This is a genomic window from Actinoplanes sp. NPDC051343 (assembly GCF_044455125.1).
Classification (GTDB): domain Bacteria; phylum Actinomycetota; class Actinomycetes; order Mycobacteriales; family Micromonosporaceae; genus Actinoplanes.
Map to the genome: position 1 here is coordinate 25,046 of NZ_JBITEL010000012.1, position 21,745 is coordinate 46,790.

The window sequence follows — 21,745 nt, forward strand, 5'->3', positions numbered from 1 at the left end:
GCGACCATGGCGCGACCACGACGCTCGCGCAACTCGACGGCAAGAGCGTTCAAAATCAAGACGTGACCGCAGTTCCGCGGCTCGCCCGGCCTGCCGAACGGCATCTACGGCTACGTATGCCGTCCGGCCACGGCATACGTAGCCACCTCGGAATGCGCCCTTGCTATTGGCGGCGTGCTCACGCTCGTCAGCGAGATGCGGACCGGGTGTACGCAGCTCGCTGACGCGCGGCAATCTTTCGTGCACCCGTGCTGTCGAGCCGCCAGCGGGCAACTTCGACGCTGACCTCGAACTCCGCAGCGGCCTCTTCGTTCGTGACACCACGCCGAGCGAGTCGCTTGGCCGCGTCGAAGGGAATGAGCAGCTCCCCCGACAGTTCGGCGGCTTCCGCCTCGTGCTCTTTATTCGCTAGGCGGCATCCACCCTCATTGACCAGGGCCGCAGTGAACGGGTGTTCCAGCACTACGTGCGCCATCTCGTGGCCACCCGTCGACCGACGACGGACGACAGGATGGGCGTCGTTCTCGATGATCACCGCCCCGGTACCGACTGGGACGAGAGCGCCAGAAAAGACCTCCAAACGGTTGACCTGGAAGTGTTCAAGCACCCGGGGCGCGCAGCCCAACGTGGAAAGCGGGTATACATCGACCCCGTACAGCTCCGCCAGCTCAAACGGATCGAACGGCTCGTGAGTCCCCAAGCCGAGTTCCGCGCGTAGTTCGATTGCTAGTCGCTTGAGCGCCGCCTTGTTCAAAGCCGCTCCTGTCGCGCGACACGGGTACGCCGGAGCGTGGCCTGGATTACCTCTTCAAGGTAAGTGACGTCCTCTGGGGTCAGATCCTTCCGCGCCCGAAGCAGCGGAGCTAGCTGCGTCATCAACTCCGGCGGGTCTTCACTTCCTCCCTGGCCGCCTGTCATAAAGTCCTCCGCCGGCATGCCGAGCCATGTCACCAAAGTCGCGAACCCGTCTGCGTCGGGACGGTCGCCGTTGCTCAAGCGCGACAGCAGAGATGGACTGACTCCGATCTCTTTGGCGAGTTGCCGCCAAGACACCCCCTTGGCTTCGCGCGCTGCATTGAGTGCCCCGTACAGGACCGGAACATCGACCTTTGTCTTGCTCATCCACTGGCCTCCCTTTCCCGGAGTGTTTCACTTCCGAGCCACTGCTTGCCATCCGACTCACGGATGATCTAAGGTCTACTTGCGCGTCTCGAAGTCGAGACACTGAGTCGAGAAGGAGATACACATGCTCAAGGTTGTTCCGATCGGGACCACTGCGAAAACCGGCGAACGCTGCCCTGAGAGCGGGATCTGGCAGGTCGTCGGCAACCCGTCAACAACGGCTCCGCTAGCCCGGACCAACGTCATGCCGCCCTATGGCGGCCGTGCCGTGACCTGGCGGCTGACGCAGTACGCCTGACGCGCTCCTAATGCTGGCTTCCAAGACGAGGTAGAGAGAAGGAACACCAATGCCGAGCAAGCGTGGTCGCAGCGCCGTTACCGGTCAGTTCGTAAAGCAGGCGACCGTGAAGCGGAGCCCGAAGACGACCGTCAACGAGTCCGTCAAGAAGAGCAAGAAGAGCAAGTGAAGATCGGCGGCTGGCTCGGGGGGAGGACGAGCCAGCCGCCTCTTCGCTCGCATCGCGTCCTACCAAGACACGACACAGGTCGGATGGCCCAGGGCGAAACGTCCACTCCTTTGGCCCTCGTTAGGGAATGTGTGGTTCTCCAAGCGCGGCCTCGATGCGTCGACGTGCCGCCTCGTCCTGCCGTTCGATGCACTTGGCGTACACCTTGAGCAGCACGTTGACGCTGCGACCCGCCCACTCTGCGACCTGGGTCGCCGAAACGCCCTCATTGAGCCAGAGCGAGACCGCAGCATGCCGCAGGTCGTACGGACGCTTCGCCAGCGGCGACTTGCATTGAGCTGACGTCAGACCATCGAGCCGAGCAGCTCGCCAGACTCGCGAGTACGTCTCCTTCGATACCGGGCCGTGGCCGTATCTCTGGGTGACAAACAGCCGGCCATCGGGCGCGTAGCCGTTCGCTGCGATGTGCCAACGGAGCGCCCGTACCAACGCCGGCGCAGCGGGCACCGGGCGAACGGCCGTCTTCGCCCGGTGCTTTCAACTCCCGGTCCTCTCGTACGGCCTCGCTGTCGTCGCCCCAGCCCTGGCCGACGTGCTGCGTTGAGCCAGTGAGCCGGAGCATTCCCCAACCCTCTTCGGGAACCTCGCAATCCTCGATACGAAGGTGTAATGCCTCAGCCGGCCGCATCGCCGCGTAGTAGAGGCAAGCGAAGAACGCGACCAGGTGGGGACGCTTCTCAGCCACCACGGAAAGCAGACGGATCGCCTGGTCGAGGTTGATGACGGAACCGCGGTCCACCTCGTCGTCGGACTTCGGAGTGATCCACTGGACGTGATCCATCGGGTGTGCCGGGATCAGTCGCAACTTGACCCCGTACCGAAGCGCACCGTAGAAGACGGCCCGCTTGCGGGCGATGGTCGTCGCGGCGGCCTGCTTGCCGTCCAGGCGTAGCGAAAGCCCGTCCAGCGCCTTGCGGACCAGCGCGGCGTCCTCCAGGTCGTTGAGGTTCACCGTGTTGGCGGCAACCCATCGAATTGCCGGAGCGAGGTCGTCCGGCGGCGGCCCGGCGTCGCGACGCGCCTTGTTGAAGGACCAGGCGCAAAGCGCTCTTCGGATCGTCGCGTCGGCCAGTGCTCCGCGTGTCGCCTTGAGCACAGCCATCGTGACGTTGGACAGAGCCTCAGCGATGCTCATACGCTGCTTTGCGGCGGCGCGCGGCCACTTCATATCGACAAAGGCAACGGCATGGTCGTACCAGGATCGGGTCCTCAGCGCCCGTGCCATGGGCTCCGGGAGACCCGCCTCCTCATCGAACGCAACGCCTTCTCGTTGCGCTGCCAGCAGTTTCGCCCGATGGCTTTCCGCGAGCGCCTTAGTCTCGAAATGGTCGCCAAAAACCTTTCCGGCGACCACCCATCGCACCCGGTACGTGGTCTTCGGGTTGCCGGTCTTGCGGTCCTTCCCGTGGTGTTCCTGGATGCTCCAAACCTTGACGTCGTAAGTGCTCATGCGCCTTGCCGCCCCTCAAGGCTCGCGAGCCAAGCTTCGTAAGCGGCCCGTCGGATGCGGATCTGACAGTTCGGCAACTTGTAGGTCACCGGCGCCAGGCCGAGCGCCTTCCACTTGAAGAACGTGGACTTGGCCACCTGCTCGGCCTCCAGGAACTCGGCGAGGGTGAGTGACCGGGTTGCCGTGGGTGCCGGCCCTCCTCGACGAGTTGGTGCGCGTTTCTCGGCCGCAGAACGGGGGCCGGCGCTCCCGCTCATGCGGCAGGTCGATGATCGGTTCGTTGCCAGCCTGGTGGATGGTGGCGGGCGGAGAGATCAGCGGATTGTGCGGATTCCGCGGACATGCGGGCGCGATCATGAGGCTCGCCCAGCGCTGATCGGTTGGACCGTGGCCGCAGGCCGGATGATCTCCGCGTTGACGAGCCATGCTGGCGAGGGTGCGCGGCCGGCCCACGGCGACCGGGCGTCGGCGCCGGGCGAGGTACCCGTGGCCTGCTGCCTGCAATACCGGACCGCCCCCGCCGCCGGCCCGAACCGGGCTTACCGTAGGGACATACGTCGGCGGTTCAGCGCCCATATCTATATGGCGCCCGGGCCGCTCGCGGCGTCATGACTATCTGCTATATGGCAGATAGCTGTACCGCAGATGGATTGTCGCTAGACCTCGGCCCGTTGCCTTGATCCCAGGAGTGCGCCAGCTCAGCACCTTCATTTCCGAGGTACTGCGCCCCAAGAAGGGGGTCCGCACCGAGCGGAGCAGGGGCCGAATTTCTTGTCCTGAACCTCGACAGAGCGCGTTTCTGGAACTTCTATCAGCTACACCGCAGATAGAGGCTACCGATCAAGTGCTTGCCTCACACATACTGTTGGCAACGGAGAGGTTCAACACGAAAAATGACGGCACCCAGCTCGCGACTGGGTGCCGTCACGTCCGACCTCCCGTGGAGGGGACTTCACTCACGTTCATCCTCACGCAGAGGCCCCTCCTCCTGCAAGCCCCTGAAGGGAGTGGGGTTGCCGTGCCCGTTTTCTACCGTGGCCGTCGAGCATTGATCACACAGCACGTCTTCGAAACCGAATCTGTCGGCCGGCTGCAATACGCGATCAAAGACCTGGCCGACGTACACATCGTCCGGCTCGACCCCGAGGCTGTGCGCGGTGCATACGTCCTCGGGTTGTCCGCCCTGGCAGCGGCGTTTCTCGTTGTGCCGATCGTCGGTCCCGCGTCGAAGGTTGTCGCCGGGGTGGCAGCCGCCGTCTTGCTGGCCGGATCGGCGACGAGCGCGCGCCGTCGGTTGCCGGTGCGATGGGAACTAGTGGCCACCTACGAAGGCCGGCGCGTCACGCTCTTCGTTTCGGGGGACCAAACCGAGTTCGACCAGGTCTGCCGGGGTCTGCTCCGAGCGCTCGAGCAGCAGAACAGAGTTCTATGACAAAGGCGTGGAGCTCCCATGGGTCACTTCGGATGCTCCACGCCTCATCGGTAAATCAAATACTAAGCTCGATCCACACTTTCTATAGAGACGCGTAACGGCCGTTCTTGACCTCAGTGACGAACTGCTCCCAAGCGGCGCGGTCGAAACTGAGGGACGGCTGGCTGATGTCCTTGGCATCTCTCATCAGGATGCGGTCGCCATCCTCGGCGACCTCGACGCAGGTGTCATTAGCGCAAAATGAACTCCTACGCCACAACTTTGTGGCGTCAACTACATTTGACAACGGTCTTTAACCCCTCTAATCTCGTGGTGATTCTGCCACGGCACGAAGCCTGTAGCGATAAGTCACTCGGCGACCGCCCGGTAGGCGAGTGTCGCGGCCGCCGCCCTGATGAGTCGCAGCGTGGCTTCCTCTGAAAGCGATAGCTTCCACAGGTCTTCAAACGCATCCCGGTAGGGACGGATCTTGTCCGGATCATGGTCGATGTCGTCGGTGCGGGAGCGCTCCCGGTAGAGCACCTCGTCCGCATCGTCGCTGCTCAGGCTCATGAGCACGAAGTTGCCTAACATGCCGATGATCGCACCTCTGCTCTCACTGAGGGGCAAAACGCGAACGAACACGTTCGAGCGGCTGCTGACCTCCGCAAGATCGTCCAGCTGCTCGGCCATCAAAGCCGCACCGCCGACATTCCGCATAATCACGCTTTCGTCGATCACGAGGAAGTATTCCGGCCCGTCCGCACGCTCGATTACGTCCTTCCGGCGGCGCATCCGGGCCTCGAAATTGACTCGACGTTGGTCCTCGGTAAGATGCTTGCCAACCTCGTCGATAATGTATTGCGCCATAGCTGGCGTCTGCAGAACGCCGGGAAGCAGGAGCGACTGGTATGACCGTATCTGAGTCGCCACTACCTCGAATTGGAGCAAGCGGCGAAGGTTGGCCGAAAGGTTTTTTCGATACTCGGGATCGGTGGTATAGCGTTCACGCCGGGCGAGGCGCGCGTCGGCCGCCATCGCCGCCACGGCGTCGGGCGCGGTAATTTCATAAAGCTCGAGTAGAGCTCGGAGATCCATTTCCGACACCGCTACTTCGCCGATTTCGATTCGCTGGATTTTCGACAGCGACACGCCCAGACGCTTGGCGACTTCCGTCTGCGTCAGATCGGTCTTCTGACGCGCTCGACGCAGCCCGGCCCGGAGTCGCTCCCTCGCGACGGCCGGCGTGTCACCGGCGAGTGAACCACTCATGTCCTCACGTCCGTCGAGCTTGTCACCGGCAAAGCCAGGTCGAGGAGCAGCCAGGCCAACCGTTTCCTCGGCTCACATGATCGACCACCGCCGAGCAGCCGCGCAACGGCTATGTCGCTAACTGCAACATAGCAGTTAGCGCCGACGGTGTCCCTATAAGGTCGCGCTCCCGCGACGAACATCCGAGCAACAGAAGGTTGCCGACCATTATCCACTCCTTACAACGTCAACCATTTTCGGTGGGTTACGCCCGTTTCGCGGAGGACACGACTCGGCGTGCCGGGCGGATGCTGGGTGAAACTCCAGTCCATGACAGTCGGTTTCTAACTAGGTACCGTGAGTTGCAAAGGGAGGCAGCGATGAGTGACATCGGAGCGGAGAGAGCCCAGTGGCGACGCAGTAGACGATGCGCAAGCGGCGAGTGCGTTGAGGTAATGCACGGCGGCGACGGTCGAGTTCTTGTCCGCAGCAGCGTGCGGCCCGAAACCGTCCTGCACCTCACAGCTGCCGAATGGTCAGCCTTCCTGGCCGGGGTGATGCAAGGCGACTTCGAATGAGTGGTATGACAACTGGGTCCGTCTGGGCCAGCGGCCTGTGGATAACTCTGGGGATAACGCTGTGGGGCTGTGGACAACCGTGTGGATTTAGCGGATCCAGTCGTGCTTGGCCGCTCGGATCAGGCGGTCCTTCAGCTCTCGCGTGTGCCTTCGGCTGACCGGCAGCTCGGCGCCGTCGACCGCCACCACGTAGCCCGAGCCGGTCAGCCTCAGCTCGGCGATCAGGCGGAGTTGTACCAGGTAGGAGCGGTGGATGCGGACGAAGCCGGCATCGGCCCAGCGTTCGGCGAGGGTGGCCAGCGACACGCGTACGAGGTGGGAAGCGTCCGCCGTGTGCAGCCGGGCGTAGTCGCCCTGGGCCTCCACCCACCGCACCGACGACCGGGGCAGCATGCGGGTCGTGCCGGCCAGTTCGACCGGGATGGCCGGCTCATCCGAGGCCGGCGCCTGCTGCGGGGCGGGCGCGGTGCGCAGGCCGGCGACCCGGCGCAGCGATTCGGCCAGCCGCTCGGCTCGCACCGGTTTGCGCACATAGTCGGTTACGCCGAGGTCGAAGGCGTCCACCGCCCCGTCGTCGTAGGCCGTGACGAAGACGATGGCCGGCGGGCGGGCGAAGCGCCGCAGGATGCGGGCCAGCTCCATGCCGTCCAGCCCGGGCATGCGGATGTCGAGGAACACCGCGTCGACCTCGGTGTCGCGCAACACTCGCAGCGCCTCGGTCGCGTCCCCGGCCCGGTGCACGTGCGCGACCCGGCCGTCGGCCCCGAGCAGGTACGCCAGCTCGTCGAGGGCCGGCGGCTCGTCATCCACGGCCAGCACAACCAGGCTCATCGCCGCACCCCGGCGGCGTTCACGGCGACAGCAACGCGGCTCATGCCCGGACCTCGGGGTGGAACTTCGGTACGCGCATGCTCACCTTTGTTCCCTCTCCGGGCGCCGTCTCCACCACCAGGCCGAAATGATCACCGAAGACCGACCGCAGGCGCTCGTCGACGTTCGTGAGGCCGACGTGTTGCCCGTCGTCGTTGTCGGAGGGACGGCCGGGCGCGAAGACCGACGGGTCCATGCCGACGCCGTCGTCCTCGACCGTGATGTGGCATTCGGCTCCGGCATCACGGGCTTCGATGCTCACCATACCCACGCCGGGCTTGCGCGAGAGCCCGTGCCGCACCGCGTTCTCGACCAGCGGTTGCAGGCACAGGAAGGGCAGTCCGACTCCGAGCACCTCGGGCGCTATCTGGAGGCGTACCTGAAGGCGGTCGCCGAACCGGGCGCGCTCGATCGTCAGATAGCGGTCGATAGACCGCAGTTCTTCGGCCAGGGTCGTGAACTCGCCGTGTGCCCGGAACGAGTAGCGCGTGAACTCGGCGAACTCCAGGATCAGCTCGCGGGCCCGCTCCGGGTCGGTGCGGACGAACGAGCCGATCGCGGTCAGCGCGTTGTAGATGAAGTGGGGGCTGATCTGGGCCCGCAGCGCCCGCACCTCGGCCCGGGCCAGGCGTTCGCGGGACGAGTCCAGTTCGGCCAGCGCGATCTGTGACCCGGCCCAGCGGGCGGCCTCGAGCGTTGCCTGCACGAGTCCGGGGGCGGGCTGGTCGTCGGCGATCGCGATGAGCACCGCCGCGGCCCGGCCGTCGGGGCCGCTCAGCGGGGCTATCACCGCGCCCCGCACCGCACAGTCGACCCGGTCGCAGGGCAGGTCGCGGGCGTTGAGGACGATCGACCGGTGCGTGTGGAGCGCCCGCTTGGCCGCCGTCGTCAGCGAGGAGCTGTGGTGCCCGCCCAGGCCGTCGAACGCGAGGCACCGTGAACCGTCGGAGATCGTGAGGCCGGCCGAGCCGACCAGCCGGCGCAGCGGGCGGGCCGCCTTGGCCGCGGTGGCCGGGGTGAGCCCGGTGCGCAGCGGGTCGGCGGCCAGCCCGGCCGTGTGCAGGACGTCGTAGGTCGCCCGCTGCATTGCCGTCGCGATGCCCCGGCGGGCCCGCAGGCGCACCACTGCCGCGACCGCCGCGGCCAGCGCCGCCAGGACGGCGACAACCGCGAAACCCGTCTCCACGGGTCGACCCTAGTAGGCGCCCTTGCGCCTGAGGACCACGAAGATCGTGCGCCAGAGAATGCCCAGGTCGTAGGTCAGCGACCAGTTGTCCACGTAGTAGAGGTCGAGGCGGACCGCCTCGTCCCACGAGAGGTCGGAGCGGCCGGAGACCTGCCAGAGGCCGGTGATGCCGGGGCGCACCAGCAGCCGCCGGCGCACATCGCCCAGGTAGTCGCCGTCGTCGGCCGGCAGCGGGCGGGGCCCGACCAGCGACATCTCGCCCTTCAGCACGTTGACCAGCTGGGGCAGTTCGTCGAGCGACGTGGCCCGCAGTTTGGCGCCGAACGAGAAGACCCGCGGGTCGTTCTTCATCTTGAAGAGCATGCCGTCGGACTCGTTGAGTTCTTCGAGCGTGCGCTTGCGCTCCTCGGCGTCCTGGTACATCGTGCGGAACTTCCACACCCGGAACGTGCGGCCCTCGTGGCCGACCCGGGGCTGGCGGAAGAAGACCGGGCCGGGGTCGGAGAGCCGGATGCCGAGCGCGATGACCGCCAGGATCGGGCTGAGCAGGAGCAGGCCGATCGCCGCGACGACCCGGTCGAGCAGGTTTTTGGCCAGCCAGCCGGGGCCGGACAGGGTCGGCTCCTCGACGTGCAGGAGCGGCAGACCCTCGATCGGCCGGATGTGCACGCGCGGGCCGGCGATGTCGGTGAGCTGCGGCGCGACGACCAAGTCGACGCCGGTGCCCTCGAGCTGCCAGGCCAGGCGGCGCAGTTCGCCGGGCTCGGCGCTGGCCGAGCCGCAGACCGCGATCGTGTCGGCGCCCACCTCACGCACCAGCGAGAGCACGTCGCGGGCCGCGTAGACCGGGACCGGTGTCTCGATGCCGCGGGCCGCCGCGTACCCGTCGGTGATGTGGATGGCGACCGGGATCAGGCCGGCCGCCGGGCTTCGGGTGACCGCGGTGTAGACCTCGAGTGCCTCGGGGAGCGTGCCGACCAGGACCATGCGGTGCGCGCCGTGGCCGGTGCGCCGGCGGGCCACGTGCAGCACTTGTCGCGCTATGACGCGGTCGGCGAGCAGGAAGCAGAGCGCGGCCAGCGACACCGTGGCGACCGTGCCGCGGGACAGCTGGGTCTTGGTGGCGAACGCGAGCAGGGAGACGCCGGCCACCACGGTGACCGAGGCGCGGACGATCCGTTTGAACTCTTCGCTGCCGAGGCCGAGATAACGACGGTCGTACGTGCCGTTGGCCCAGAGCAGGATCAGCCAGCCGATCGGCAGCACGATGTAGGCGAAGAAGTTGAACAGCTCGCCCCCGTGCAGGAAGCCCCAGCTCTTGAGCTGGAAGCCGGACTTCGCCTTTTCGAGGTGGGTCGCGACCAGCCAGCTGGCCAGCACCACCGAGGCGAGGTCGAGAACGAGCAGGACCATCGTGTACGGCCGGTGCCAGCGGGACACACGCTTGTGCGATCGCGTCCACGCCGACCGGGGTACGCCGTTGCTCGGTGGCTGTTCCTGTTGCCACTCGAAGCTGTCGTACGGCACGGGCTTGCTCCGGCTGCTGTCGGTAACCGGGCGATGCAGGCTTGTCGTCACCTCGCCTACGTCCTCCCGCATCCGGAAAACATTACGCACCGCCACGAGCCTCGGGGCGTCGGCCGCTAAGCCGTTACCCGTACGCGCGGACGTTACGTGGGACCGAGCCACTATACCGATGGAACGTGCGGAGAGAAGCTGACGTAGTGCCCGCTTTCCGCTGCCGAGACCGATGTCTCCCTACCGATACGCAGCGTGACTGAATAGACGCTAACGGATCAACTTGGAGAGCCTGCGGTCGGCCAGCGGCTTTCCCCCGGTCTGGCACGTCGCGCAGTATTGCAAGCTTTTGTCCGCGAACGACACTTCGCGCACCGTGTCTCCGCACACCGGACAGGGCAGCCCGGTGCGCGCGTGCACCCGGAGCCCGGCCCGTTTCTCCCCCTTGAGCTCGGCCGCCTTCTGGCCCACCGAGCGGGCCACCGCGTCGGTCTCCACCTCGCGCATGGCCTCGTAGAGCGTGGTGAGCTGCTCGTCGGTCAGCTTTCCGGTCAGTGCGAACGGCGACATCCTGGCGACGTGCAGGATCTCGTCGGAATAGGCGTTGCCGATGCCGGCCAGCACCTCCTGGTCGACGATCACGCCTTTGATCTGCCCGTTCCGGCTTTTGATGCGAGCGGCGAACTCGTCGCGGGAGACCGCCAGCGCGTCCGGGCCGAGGCGGGACACGCCGGGCACCTCGGCCGGGTCGCGCACCAGATAGGCGGCGAGCGACTTCTGGGTGCCGGCCTCGGTCAGGTCGAATCCGGACTCGTCGTCGAGCCGCACCCGGATGGCGATCGGGCCGCTGCCCGGCTTGAGCGGGGCCGGCGACTTGAAGCTGTCGCGGTAGTGCAGCCAGCCCGCGCGGGCCAGGTGCACGACCAGGTGCAGATCGGAGCCGAGCCCGACGTCGAGGAACTTGCCGTGGCGTCCGGCCGAGGTCAGCTCGAGGCCGGCGACGGCCGACGCCGGCGGATCGTAGGTTTTCAGGGCGCTGAACGAGGACACCTCGAAGCGCTGCACGGTGTGGCCGACCGCGCGCTCACGCAAGTAGGCCGCGAGCGCCTCGACCTCGGGGAGTTCGGGCACTGAGCAATTATGCTCCGCTCCGCTCCGCGGCGATCGCCTGATGAGCGGCGGCGATCGCGCCAACGGTAGCGTTCGCAGGCGTGAAGGTGGTCGTTGCGCACAACCGGTACCGCGAGGCGATTCCGTCCGGCGAGAACGTCATCGTCGATACGGAGATTGCTCAGCTGCGGGCGGCCGGGGTCGAAGTGTTCCCGTTTCAACGCAGTTCGGACTCGATCGGCGAGCTACCGGCAGCCGAGAAGGCCCTGCTCCCGATCTCGCCGATCTATGGCCGGTCGGCCCAGCGCGACCTCGCTGAGCTGCTCGAACGCGAGCGGCCGGACGTGCTGCACCTGCACAATCCGTACCCGTTGCTCTCGCCCTGGGTGATCCGCACCGCGCATGCCCACCGGGTGCCGGTCGTGCAGACGGTCCACAACTACCGCCAGGTGTGTTCGTCCGGCCTTTACTTCCGGGACGGCCACAACTGCACCGACTGCCGCGGCAAGCTGGTCGGATGGCCCGCTGTGCGGCACAAGTGCTATCGCGGTTCGGCCGCTCAGAGCGCTCTGATGGCGACCGCCCTCGCGGTGCATCGCCCGACCTGGCATTCGGTCGACCGCTACATCGCGCTCACCGATCGCATCGCCGCGCACCTGCGGGACTACGGCATCCCCGACGAGCACATCGAGATCAAACCCAACGGCCTGCCGGATCCCGGCGATCCCCCTCCGCTGGGTGCCGGTTTCCTGTACGCGGCCCGCCTGTCGCCGGAAAAGGGGCTGCCCCTGCTTCTCGACGCCTGGCAGCGGCACCCGGACGGCTCGCTGGGCCCGCTGCGGATCGCCGGCGACGGCGAACTGCGTCCGCTGGCCGAGAAGGCGGCCGCCGAGCGCTCCGACGTGACCTATCTCGGCGGCCTGGACCGCGCCGAGATGGAGCGTGAGCGCCGGGCGGCGTCGGTCGTGGTCGCGGTCCCGACGTGGAACGACGTACTCCCTACGGTGATTCTCGAGGCCCTTTCGACGGGTCGTCCGGTGCTGGGGACCGCTGTTGGTGGTATCCCGTACCTCTTGGGGGTGGACGAGAGCCCGGCCTCCGAGAGGGCCGGCTGGCTTGTCCAGCCGGACGCGGCGGCGCTCGCCGCCGCACTGCCGATCGCCCGCGCCGAGGCCGACCGGAGAAGTCCCGCCGCGCGCGAGCGCTACCTGCGGTTCTTCCATCCGGACGTACTGACCGTGCGGCTTATCGGTATTTACACCGGGCTCACAGCGAACTCCGATCAACCGTCGAGGTAGATCTTGTTCGAAGAGGGGAATGCTGGGCACCGTGACGGAACCTGCACCTGTAAAATCCGGCGTTTCACGTAGAAACCTCCTGCTCGGCGTTGGTGCCGCCGCCGTAGTGGGTGGGGCCGGCGTGGGCGTCGGTTACGCAATCGCCGACAAATCGACCAACACCGCGGCGGCGCCCGCGGTCGGCGCGACCGGGGCCGCACAGGCCGGTCCGCCGAAGTACCGCTCCCGGCCCGATCTGCGGACCCTGCCCGACGTGACGATCACGACCCAGGCCAATGGAACCGCTCCGGGCTACATCTTTCTCACTCCGGCCTCCGGCGCCGGGCTCTGGGGACCCCTGATCGTCGACGACAAGGGCTCGCCGGTCTGGTTCAAGAAGGTGGCCGACCCGGCCACCGTGGCGATCGACTTCAAGGCCCAGCAGTACCGCAACAAGCCCGTGCTGACGTGGTGGGAAGGCACCATCGGCGGCACCGGAGGGCAGGGCGTGGGCCAGGGCGAGTTCGTGATCGCCGACGAGGCCTACCGGGAGATCACGCGGGTGCGTGCGGCCGGCTCGGACCAGGCCGACCAGCACGACTTCGTGATCACTGGACAAAATACCGCGCTGTTCTGGGTCTACCAGGGCGTGCCGTACGACCTGACCTCGCTCGGGGGCCCGAAGGACGGCGTGCTGTTCGACGGGGTGATCCAGGAGATCGACATCGCGACCGGCAAGCTGCTCTTCCAGTGGAAGGCGCGCGACCACGTCCAGCCCGCCGACTCGTACGCCCCGCTGCCCGAGGGCGAGTCGGCCCACCTGCCGTACGACTACTTCCACGCCAACTCGGTCGGCCTGGCCGCCGACGGCAACATCATCGCGTCGTCGCGGCACCTGTGGACGACCTTCAAGATCAATCGAAAGTCCGGCGAGCTGATGTGGCGGCTCGGCGGCAAGAAGTCCGACTTCAAGATCGACGAGAAGGCGGCGTTCGCCTGGCAGCACGACTTCCGCCAGCGGCGCGACGGCAGCTACAGCGTCTTCGACAACGGGGCGGGCATCGGCAAGCCGGTGCACGAATACTCCCGCGGCCTCGTGTTCAAGCTCGACGAGGCGGCCAAGACCTGCACCTTCGTCCAGGAATACGTCCACCCGCAGAAGCTGTCGGCCCCGACCCAGGGCGCCTTCCGCGAACTGCTCGACGGCGGCTCGTTCATCGGCTGGGGCCAGATGCCCTACTTCACCGAGCACAGCGCCGACGGCACCGTGCGGCTCGCCGGCAACCTGCCCAAGGACAACCAGTCCTACCGGGCCTACAAGGCGGAGTGGAGCGGGCAGCCGCTCGACCAGCCCGCCCTCGGCCTGCGCACCGAGAACGGCAACGTGATCGTCAGTACGAGCTGGAACGGCACCACCAAGGTCACCAAGTGGCGGGCCAACTACGGCACCCAGCCGGGAGCCCTGCAGGGGCCGCCGGTCGAGGCCGACCGCGACGGCTTCGAGACCACCATGCAGATCTCGGGCACGCCGGAGTACGTCGTGGCCGAGGCACTGGACTCGACCGGCAAGGTGCTGGGCACCTCGTCGGCGATCCCGGTGCGCGCCTGACCAGGCGTACGGAAAGCCAGGCGTACGGAAACCAGGCGTACGGAAGGAGAGGCCCGGCGCTCCCGCCGGGCCTCTTTCATGCCTTGAGGGCGTCGCGGGCCGTGAACACCACGCTGGCGGCCAGGAAACCGGCGTTGACGAGCGTGAAGAGCGCAACGAACCAGACCGTCCACTGCGGCATGACGGTCAGCACGAGACCGGCCAGGAAGATCACGAAGCCGTAGTCGCGAACCAGCTTGACCAGGCGCACCGGCAGCGACCGGCTGGTCACCATGCTCGCCGCCTGGTCGCCGTGCTGCATCACCGAGGTGACCAGGTTGACCATCCAGGTGCCGGCGAACGCCGTCAGCAGCCAGGCCGGCGTGTCGGGCACCTGCGCCTTCGCGGTCGCGGCGACCGCCGAGACCAGGGCGATCTGCACCGCGACGTCGCACAGCACGTCGAGGCGGCCGCCGGCGCTGCTGCTCTGGCCGGTCACCCGGGCCAGCTGGCCGTCCGAGCAGTCGAACGCGTACGCCAGCTGCCAGCCGACGAGCGCGAGCAGGCCGATCGGCCAGGCCCAGACGCGGCCGTCGGCGACCGGACCGGCCGCGGCCACCACGACGAACGAGACCAGGCAGCCGAGCCCGAGGTTGACCACCGTGAGCACGGTCGGCACCAGGCGGCGCCGGTGCGCGGCATAGGCGATGCGAGCGCCGATCCGCTGACTCAGCGCCTCGCTGAACAGGCCGCCACCACGATTCACGGCGTAATAGTCTGCCGCGGTCGGGTTACGCCCGGGCGACGCCGAGGTGGCCACCGGCTTCGCAGTCCGGTCAGTTGTCGATGGCTCGGGCATAGTCGGCCAGCTTTCGACGGGTCTCGTCCGGAGTCATCGCGAGATGCTCCAGGATCGTGTAGCGGTCCGGCCGGGTGCGCGGCGCGAACCCGACCGCCTCGACGAACTGCTCATCGGTGAGCCCGACGTCGGACGGCCGGCGCGGCAACTGGTGCCGCGCCAGGCAGTCCGACATCTGGGCGAGACGCGGCTCGTCGCCGCGCAGGAAGGTGCAGAACAGCGCGCCCAGGCCGGCCAGCTCGCCGTGCGAGGCGGTGCCCGGGAAGAGCGAGTCGATCGCGTGCATGATCTCGTGGCAGCCGCCGCTGGACGGCCGGCTGCTGCCGCACACCGCCATGGCCAGGCCGCTGGAGATCAGTGCCTCGGCGAGGACGGTGACGAACGCGTCGTCCGACATGTCGCCGGGCATGGACAGCACGGCCTCGGCGCCCATCCGGGCCAGTGAGGCGGCGAGGCCGTCGACCGGTTCGTCGCGGACCTGGCGGCCCAGTTCCCAGTCGGCGAGCGCGCTGATGTTGCTGATCACGTCGCCGATGCCGCCGCGGTTGACCCGCTCCGGGCCGTTCTCCACGAAGTCGAGGTCGACGACCACGCCGAACGGGATGTGCACCCCGTACGACCCCTTGATGCCGTCGTTGATCAGGCTGGCCACCGGCGAGCCGATGCCGTCGTTGGCCAGACTGGTCGCGACCGAGATCATCGGCAGGCCCCAGCGGCTGGCCGCATATTTCGCGGTGTCGACCGTGGTGCCGCCGCCGATGCCGACGACCGCGTCGTAGGGCCGGGAACGCAGCTTGGCCGCGAGCTCGAGCGCGGCGTCGAGGGTGCCACCGCTGGTGGTGAAGACATCGGCCGAGGAGAGCGACGGCCGGATCATCTCGGCCACCCGCTCGCCGAGGCCGGGCCCGACCACGACCGCCACGTCGCCACCGGCCGAGATGCGCCCGTCGGCCAGGATGCGCCCCAGATCGGCGACCGCACCGCGGCGGACATCGATGTGCAGGGGCGTCTGGATGCTGCGCGCTAGTAGCGGCATGCGATGCCCCGCGCCTTGGTCAGGTCGTCGTGGTTGTCGACCTCGACCCAGTCGACCTCGCCGATCGGCGCGAAGCGCACCTCGCCGCCGCGGTTCGCGAATTCCTGGAAGCCGTCCTCGTAGTAGAGGTTGGGGTCGCGCTCGAAGGTCGCCTGGAGAGCGTCGGCCAGCGCGGACGCCGCCGAGGCCTCGATGATGTTGGCGCCGATGTACTCCCCGTGCGCCTCGTCGGGCTCCATCAGCTTCGTGATTTTGGCGAGTTGGCCGTCTTCGGAGAAGACGGTCTTCATCTCCTCGTCACCCAACTTCTTGAGAGTGTCGACAGCCAGCAGAATGCTCGGCCCCTGATTTGCAAGGAGGGTCTGCTCGACCGACACGGGGTGCACGGTGTCGCCGTTGACCATCAGAGCGCCTTGCGCGAAGTGGTCACGGGCGAGCCACAGGGAGTACGCGTTGTTCCACTCCTCGGCCTTGTCGTTGTGCACAAGGCTGATCTTGACGCCGTACTTCTCCTGGAACGCCGGGACACGCTCCTCGACGGCAGTGGCGCAATAGCCGACGACGATCGTCACCTCGTTCAGCCCGGCCGCGGCCAGGTTGCGGAGTGAGATGTCCATGATCGTCGTGTCTCCGTCCACGGGGACCAGCGCTTTCGGCAGCGTGTCCGTATATGGGCGGAGGCGGCGGCCGGCGCCGGCCGCGAGCACAAGACCGATCATGGGGTGGGGCTCCTATCGAGGGGTTACGCACAGGCGTGCCTCGCGAGGATAGTCCTGCCTGTCTTGCACTACGGTTTGGCTGGCAGAGCGACCCGCGCGGGTGCCGAAATATTCTACAGAGGCTGCTCGTAAGCTTTAGCGCATGACCGCTGAGCAGCTGATCTCTTTCGCCCGGGGCGCTCCGTCGCTGGACATCATCGACGTCGAGGGCCTCAAGGCCGCCGCCACGCGCGCGTTCGACGCCGATCCCGCAGGCATGACCGCTTATGGCACCTCCGTCGGCTATGTGCCGCTGCGCAAGTGGATCGCGGAGAAGCACGGCGTCTCGGCCGACCAGGTCATCGTGACGAACGGCTCTCTGCAGGCCGACGCCTTCCTCTTCAACCACCTGGTGCAGCCGGGCGACGACGTCGTAGTCGAGAAGCCGACCTACGACCGCACGCTGCTCAGCCTGCAGCAGCAGGGCGCCAAGGTGCACCAGGTCACCCTGCGGCCCGACGGCATCGACACCGACGAGTTGCGGGCGCTGCTCGAGTCGGGCGTCCGCCCCAAGATTGCGCACATCATCCCCAACTACCAGAACCCGGCCGGCATCACGCTCTCCGAGGAGAAGCGGCGCACGCTGCTTGCGCTGGCCGCCGAGTTCGGCTTCACGATCTTCGAGGACGACCCGTACGCGGACATCCGGTTCCGCGGCGAGAAGCTCCCGTCGATGCTCTCGCTCGACACCGAGAACACCGTCGTGCACGCCTCCAGCTTCACCAAGACGGTCTGCCCGGGCGTCCGGGTGGGCTACCTGGTCGGCCCGGCCGCGCTGATCGACGCGATCGCCAAGAAGGCCACCAACCTCTACATCTCGCCCGGCATGGTCTCCGAGGCGATCGTTCACCAGTTCTGCGTGTCGGGCGACATCGAGCGCTCGATCCAGACCGTGAGCACCGCGCTGGGCGAGCGGGTGCGGGTCCTCGGCGAGTCGATCCGCAAGCACATCCCGGGCGCCACGTTCACCGAGCCGGACGGCGGCTATTTCCTCTGGATCGACCTGCCGGCCGACGTGGACGTCGACAAGCTGTTCCCGGCCGCCATGAAGAAGGGCGTCGCGATCGTCAAGGGCAGCGACTTCCTGCTCGAAGGTGGGAAAAACTCGGTTCGGCTGGCCTACTCGGCCGTCACCGTCGAGCAGATCGACGAGGGCGTACGCCGGCTGGCCGAGGCCATCGACGAGGTCCGGGCCTGATTTCCGAGGTGCCGGTCAGGTTTGCTGAGCCTGCCCGGCACCGCACCGGCGGTGAAGTAGCCTCATGCGGGCTCGTCGTCGGTGTGGGGGAGGTTGTCGTGGCGGAGCGCGAAAACAGCTGGGGCCGGAGCAAGCCGCTGTCGCGGGCCCTCGCCGGTGCGATGAACCGCATCCTCGGCACCGCCGAGCGGGAGGGCAGCGACAACACGGGCCGGTCCAACGGCAGCTCGGTCGTCGACTGCGGCGTCTACGTCGACGGCAAGCGCCAGGAGGGCGACTACACCCCCGACGCGGCTCTGCGGGTCGCCCGCGAGCACGAGAGCGCGTTCGTCTGGCTCGGCCTGCACGAACCGGGCGAGCAGGAGATGGCGGGGATCGCCCACACGTACGGCCTGCACGAGCTGGCGGTGGAGGACGCGGTCAAGGCCGAGCAGCGGCCCAAGCTGGAGCAGTTCGGACCGGTGCACTTCCTGGTCCTGCGTACCGCTCGCTATGTGCCGCACCGCGAGCTCACCGAGACCTCGCAGGTGGTCGAGACCGGCCAGATGATGATCTTCATCGGCGACCGGTTCGTCATCACGGTGCGGCACGGCGACGCGTCCGAGCTGGGGCCGGTGCGGCACAACCTGGAGACCGAGCGCGGCATCCTGCTCGAGCAGGGCCCGTGGGCGGTGGCCTACGCGGTCACCGACCGGGTCGTCGACCTCTATCTCGAGGTGGCCGATCAGATCGAGGCCGACCTCGACATCATCGAGGAGGGCGTCTTCTCCCGCGACGCCGGCAGCCCGATCCAGGCGATTTATCAGATGAAGCGGGAACTCGTCGAGTTCCGCCGCGCGGTGGCGCCGCTGCAGCGGCCGCTCGCCGCGATCGCATCGAAGCAGAGCGGCCTCGTGCCCAACGAGATCCGGCGCTACTTCCGCGACGTGCAGGACCACCTCACCCGCACGGTCGAGCAGGTGTCGTCCTACGACGACCTGCTCAACTCGATCCTCCAGGCCCGGCTGGCCCAGGTCTCGATCGACCAGAACAACGACATGCGCAAGATCGCGGCCTGGGCCGGCATCGCGACCGTGTGGACGGCGGTCGCCGGCATCTACGGCATGAACTTCAAGTACATGCCGGAGCGTGACTGGCCGTACGGCTACCCGGCGATGATGGCCGTCACGCTGGTGATCTCCGTCTTCCTCTACCGGGCGTTCCGCCGCAACGGGTGGCTCTGAGGCGGGCAGCCGGCCATCGACGCATGCACCTAGAGTGAACCGGTGCCGTCGCGTCAGGACCAGCTCCACAGCTACCAATACTCGCTGCAGCGCGTGGTGGCTGCGCTCGTCACGCACGACCCCGACCCGTCCCGCTCGCCGCTGCGCCGGGCCGGCACGACCGCCCTGGTCAGCCTGCTGATCGCGGCGATCGCGGTCGGCGCGGCCGGGCTCTACGGCATCTTCACCGGCCAGAACACCGTCGATCCGACCAATCCCGACGTCGTCTTCCAGGAGAAGGGCACCGGCGCCCGGTTCGTCTACCTGGCGTCCGACGGCCGGCTGCACCCGGTGCTCAACTACTCGTCCGGCCTGCTGCTGAGCGCCGGCCAGACCCCCAACCTGGTCAGCGTCGCCTCGGACAAGCTGGCCAAGGTGCAACTGGGCGCCCCGCTCGGCATTCCGAACGCGCCCGATTCGCTCCCGGCCCCCGGCGACCTGATCACCGACCGCTGGTCGGTCTGCAGCGACAAGGGGCCGGGCGGCACTCCGCAGAGCACGCTGCTGGTCGGCGACCGGCTGACCGACGGCACGGTGGCCGCCAAGGCCAACCGGGGGCTGCTGGTCGTCGATCCCGGGCAGAACATCTTCCTGGTCTACGACAACCGGCGTTTCCAGGTGCCCGAGATCGGTTCCGACCAGACGCTGCGGGCGCTCAGCCTGGGCAGCCAGACGCCGTGGCCGGTCTCGGCCGCCTGGATCAACGCGGTGCCGGCCGGCCCCGACCTGCGGGCGCCGGTGGTGCCGCAGTCCGGCGGGTCGACCGTGGTCGACAAATACCGGGTGGGCCGGCTGGTGAAGAACGGCGACCAGTTCGGCGTGATCATGCCGGACGGCCTCGCCGTGGTGACCGCGTTGCAGGCCAAGCTGGAGCAGGTGGCCACCCGCCAGGCGCCGGCCGAGATCGGAGCCGACTTCATCAAGCTGCCGGGCTCGCGCACCCGGCTCAGCGACGCCAACGATCCGAACGGCCTTCCGGCGACCGTACCCGAGGTGTTCGAGGTCCCGGCCAAGGTCTGCATGACGCTGCCGATCGACACCGAGACGGGTGCCGGCGTGCGGGTCGCCCCCAACGCGCCGACCGGGGTGGCCGTGGCCGGCGTCGCGGCGGCGGCCGACACCAACCGGGCCGATCTGGTGCACGTGGCGCGCGGCCGGGGCGCGGTCGTGGTCGCCTCGGCCTCGGCGAGCGCGCCGGCCGGCAGCGGAACGGTCGGTGTGGTCACCGACACCGGCCGGCTCTACACGCTGGCGAGCCGCGATCTGCTGCCGAAGCTGGGCTACACCGGCGTCAAGCCGCAGACCGTGCCGTCTCAGCTGGTCGCGTTGCTGCCGCGGGGCCCCTCACTCGATCCGGCACAAGCGCGACGCACCGATCCACAGGGCTGAGGCAGGCGCCGATTTCGGCGCCTGCCTTTCCGTACGCTCGTGCCTGTTACCGGGGGGTGTGCTGCGTCGTGTCCGACGCGGTGCCGTTCGGCGTCGTCGACGGCTGGGTCGGCTCGAACGTGGCGTCGTCCGCCCCCACAACCTGCGTGGTGCCGATCGGGGCGGCCGGCTCGTACTCGTCCCACTGGGCGGTCTTGCGCCGCTTCGACGCGTACGCCGCGCCGACGCCGACCGCGGTGCCAATCAGCGCGAGGCCGAGCATCTTCGAACCGCGGCCCTTGCGCTGCTTGCGGCCCATCGCCTTGTTGGCGCGTTTCTGCAGCTTGAGGGCCTTCTTCTGGTTCTCCTTGGCGGTCTTGCGGGCCTGCCGCTTGCTCACCTTGCCGGTCTGCCGGACGTTGTCCGTCGCGGCCGTGACCAGCGGGGTGATCGTTGCCAGGGCGCTGTCCCAGCCACTCGAGGCCGCACCCTTGGCCTTGGCCGCGGCGGGCTGCACCCGGTCGACGGCGGCGTTCAGCCTCGGGCCGACCGTCGCGCTGGTCTCCTGTGCGGCCAGCGTCGCGGCGCGCTTCAAGTGATCAACGCTCTGGCCGAGCTCGGTCTTCATCCGCTTACTGCGGCTCTTGCGGCGCGTCGTTGCGAACACCAGTGCCCACCTCCTGTGGTTTTCCTCCACGCAATGTTGCCCTCTACCGGTACCCCCGCGCTGCCGGATCAGGCACATGGGGGAGGATCCGAACTGTAAAGAACTGTCCCATCGTCCCTCCGGCTGAGCGGAGCGGCGACCGCGACACAGACAGGAGTACCCGTGGCCGAGAAGCTTTACGCCACCCTGCACACCAACCACGGCCCGATCCGGCTGCAGCTCTTCCCGGACCACGCGCCGGCGACCGTGCGCAACTTCGTGGAGCTTGCGGAGGGCACGAAGGAGTACACCGACCCGCGTACCGGTCAGAAGGGGTCGGGACCGTACTACAACGGCACCATCTCGCACCGGGTCATCGCCGGCTTCATGGTCCAGCTGGGCGACCCGACCGGCACCGGCCGCGGCGGCCCGGGCTTCCAGTTCGGCGACGAGTTCCACCCCGAGCTGCAGTTCGACCGGCCCTACCTGCTCGCGATGGCGAACGCCGGGCCGGGCACCAACGGCTCGCAGTTCTTCATCACGGTCGCCCCGACCCCGCACCTGAACCGTCGTCACACCATCTTCGGCCAGGTCGCGGACGAGGAGTCGGCCAAGGTCGTCGACTCGATCGCGACCACGCCGACCGGTCCCGGCGACCGTCCCCGCGAGGACGTCGTCGTCGAGCGCGTGGAGATCGAACGCGCCTGACCGGGTGACGTACCTTTGACGC

Annotated in this window: 22 protein-coding genes; 9 read left to right on the forward strand and 13 right to left on the reverse strand. The window is 67.8% G+C overall.

Going from position 1 to position 21,745, the window contains the following annotated elements:
- Positions 1–187: 187 nt before the first annotated feature.
- Both ACIA5C_RS33915 and ACIA5C_RS33920 read right to left on the reverse strand, forming a co-directional pair.
- Complete coding sequence (locus ACIA5C_RS33915; RefSeq protein WP_396062342.1) at positions 188–754, reverse strand: ImmA/IrrE family metallo-endopeptidase; 567 nt, start codon at positions 752–754, stop codon at positions 188–190.
- The gene (locus tag ACIA5C_RS33920; protein WP_396062344.1) at positions 751–1,122 is read right to left on the reverse strand and encodes a helix-turn-helix transcriptional regulator; all 372 of its coding nucleotides are present in this window, start codon (positions 1,120–1,122) and stop codon (positions 751–753) included. Before ACIA5C_RS33920 ends, ACIA5C_RS33915 begins: the two co-directional genes overlap by 4 nt.
- 124 nt (positions 1,123–1,246) lie before the next feature.
- On the opposite strand from ACIA5C_RS33920, the gene ACIA5C_RS33925 reads away from it, so the two are divergent.
- A complete protein-coding gene (locus ACIA5C_RS33925; protein ID WP_396062346.1) occupies positions 1,247–1,420 on the forward strand; it encodes a hypothetical protein in 174 nt (57 codons plus the stop codon).
- A gap of 434 nt (positions 1,421–1,854) precedes the next feature.
- On the opposite strand, the gene ACIA5C_RS33930 is transcribed toward ACIA5C_RS33925, so the two are convergent.
- Entirely contained in the window at positions 1,855–3,099 is a 1,245-nt protein-coding gene (locus ACIA5C_RS33930; RefSeq protein ID WP_396062348.1) for an integrase, read from the reverse strand.
- 1,018 nt (positions 3,100–4,117) lie between these two features.
- Here ACIA5C_RS33930 and ACIA5C_RS33935 point away from each other — a divergent pair.
- Entirely contained in the window at positions 4,118–4,531 is a 414-nt protein-coding gene (locus ACIA5C_RS33935) for a DUF6232 family protein (RefSeq protein WP_396062350.1), read from the forward strand.
- Positions 4,532–4,613: 82 nt separating this feature from the next.
- Here the strand turns inward: ACIA5C_RS33935 and ACIA5C_RS33940 are convergent, their stop codons facing one another.
- Both ACIA5C_RS33940 and ACIA5C_RS33945 read right to left on the reverse strand, forming a co-directional pair.
- The gene (locus ACIA5C_RS33940) at positions 4,614–4,817 is read right to left on the reverse strand and encodes a DUF397 domain-containing protein (RefSeq protein ID WP_396062352.1); all 204 of its coding nucleotides are present in this window, start codon (positions 4,815–4,817) and stop codon (positions 4,614–4,616) included.
- Positions 4,818–4,879: 62 nt separating this feature from the next.
- Positions 4,880–5,782, reverse strand: a complete 903-nt coding sequence (locus ACIA5C_RS33945; RefSeq protein ID WP_396062354.1) for a helix-turn-helix domain-containing protein — start codon at positions 5,780–5,782, stop codon at positions 4,880–4,882.
- 359 nt (positions 5,783–6,141) lie between these two features.
- On the opposite strand from ACIA5C_RS33945, the gene ACIA5C_RS33950 reads away from it, so the two are divergent.
- Entirely contained in the window at positions 6,142–6,339 is a 198-nt protein-coding gene (locus ACIA5C_RS33950) for a DUF397 domain-containing protein (RefSeq protein ID WP_396062356.1), read from the forward strand.
- Positions 6,340–6,426: 87 nt separating this feature from the next.
- Here the strand turns inward: ACIA5C_RS33950 and ACIA5C_RS33955 are convergent, their stop codons facing one another.
- From ACIA5C_RS33955 to ACIA5C_RS33970, 4 genes are all read right to left on the reverse strand, one after another.
- Complete coding sequence (locus ACIA5C_RS33955) at positions 6,427–7,170, reverse strand: LytR/AlgR family response regulator transcription factor (protein WP_396062358.1); 744 nt, start codon at positions 7,168–7,170, stop codon at positions 6,427–6,429.
- 40 nt (positions 7,171–7,210) lie between these two features.
- On the reverse strand, positions 7,211–8,395 hold the full coding sequence (locus ACIA5C_RS33960; protein WP_396062360.1) for a sensor histidine kinase: 1,185 nt from the start codon (positions 8,393–8,395) through the stop codon (positions 7,211–7,213).
- A 9-nt stretch (positions 8,396–8,404) separates the two neighbouring features.
- Entirely contained in the window at positions 8,405–9,994 is a 1,590-nt protein-coding gene (locus tag ACIA5C_RS33965) for a sugar transferase (RefSeq protein WP_396062362.1), read from the reverse strand.
- A 189-nt stretch (positions 9,995–10,183) separates the two neighbouring features.
- The gene (locus tag ACIA5C_RS33970; protein ID WP_396062364.1) at positions 10,184–11,044 is read right to left on the reverse strand and encodes an Fpg/Nei family DNA glycosylase; all 861 of its coding nucleotides are present in this window, start codon (positions 11,042–11,044) and stop codon (positions 10,184–10,186) included.
- A gap of 80 nt (positions 11,045–11,124) precedes the next feature.
- On the opposite strand from ACIA5C_RS33970, the gene ACIA5C_RS33975 reads away from it, so the two are divergent.
- Both ACIA5C_RS33975 and ACIA5C_RS33980 read left to right on the forward strand, forming a co-directional pair.
- Positions 11,125–12,321: a glycosyltransferase family 4 protein gene (locus ACIA5C_RS33975; protein ID WP_396062366.1), complete on the forward strand. Its 1,197-nt coding sequence runs from the start codon at positions 11,125–11,127 to the stop codon at positions 12,319–12,321.
- A gap of 121 nt (positions 12,322–12,442) precedes the next feature.
- Positions 12,443–13,909 (forward strand): arylsulfotransferase family protein, encoded by a 1,467-nt coding sequence (locus tag ACIA5C_RS33980; protein ID WP_396062368.1) that lies wholly within the window; start codon positions 12,443–12,445, stop codon positions 13,907–13,909.
- Between the two features lie 76 nt (positions 13,910–13,985).
- Here the strand turns inward: ACIA5C_RS33980 and ACIA5C_RS33985 are convergent, their stop codons facing one another.
- From ACIA5C_RS33985 to ACIA5C_RS33995, 3 genes are read right to left on the reverse strand one after another with little or no spacing between them, the layout of a single operon-like run.
- Positions 13,986–14,708: a CDP-alcohol phosphatidyltransferase family protein gene (locus ACIA5C_RS33985; RefSeq protein WP_396062370.1), complete on the reverse strand. Its 723-nt coding sequence runs from the start codon at positions 14,706–14,708 to the stop codon at positions 13,986–13,988.
- Positions 14,709–14,724: 16 nt separating this feature from the next.
- Entirely contained in the window at positions 14,725–15,783 is a 1,059-nt protein-coding gene (locus ACIA5C_RS33990) for an iron-containing alcohol dehydrogenase family protein (RefSeq protein ID WP_396062372.1), read from the reverse strand.
- Complete coding sequence (locus ACIA5C_RS33995; RefSeq protein WP_396062374.1) at positions 15,771–16,502, reverse strand: sugar phosphate nucleotidyltransferase; 732 nt, start codon at positions 16,500–16,502, stop codon at positions 15,771–15,773. Before ACIA5C_RS33995 ends, ACIA5C_RS33990 begins: the two co-directional genes overlap by 13 nt.
- A gap of 142 nt (positions 16,503–16,644) precedes the next feature.
- On the opposite strand from ACIA5C_RS33995, the gene ACIA5C_RS34000 reads away from it, so the two are divergent.
- The 3 genes from ACIA5C_RS34000 to eccB all read left to right on the forward strand — a co-directional run bounded on the left by ACIA5C_RS34000 (position 16,645) and on the right by eccB (position 20,390).
- On the forward strand, positions 16,645–17,739 hold the full coding sequence (locus tag ACIA5C_RS34000; RefSeq protein WP_396062376.1) for a PLP-dependent aminotransferase family protein: 1,095 nt from the start codon (positions 16,645–16,647) through the stop codon (positions 17,737–17,739).
- A 161-nt stretch (positions 17,740–17,900) separates the two neighbouring features.
- Positions 17,901–18,962 carry a magnesium/cobalt transporter CorA gene (gene corA, locus ACIA5C_RS34005; protein WP_396062892.1) on the forward strand — a complete coding sequence of 354 codons (1,062 nt, stop codon included), beginning with the start codon at positions 17,901–17,903 and terminating at the stop codon, positions 18,960–18,962.
- Positions 18,963–19,004: 42 nt separating this feature from the next.
- The gene (gene eccB / locus ACIA5C_RS34010; protein WP_396062378.1) at positions 19,005–20,390 is read left to right on the forward strand and encodes a type VII secretion protein EccB; all 1,386 of its coding nucleotides are present in this window, start codon (positions 19,005–19,007) and stop codon (positions 20,388–20,390) included.
- Between the two features lie 46 nt (positions 20,391–20,436).
- On the opposite strand, the gene ACIA5C_RS34015 is transcribed toward eccB, so the two are convergent.
- Entirely contained in the window at positions 20,437–21,036 is a 600-nt protein-coding gene (locus tag ACIA5C_RS34015; protein WP_396062380.1) for a hypothetical protein, read from the reverse strand.
- 162 nt (positions 21,037–21,198) lie between these two features.
- Between ACIA5C_RS34015 and ACIA5C_RS34020 the strand changes: the two genes are divergently transcribed.
- Positions 21,199–21,723, forward strand: a complete 525-nt coding sequence (locus tag ACIA5C_RS34020; RefSeq protein WP_396062382.1) for a peptidylprolyl isomerase — start codon at positions 21,199–21,201, stop codon at positions 21,721–21,723.
- Positions 21,724–21,745 lie beyond the last annotated feature (22 nt).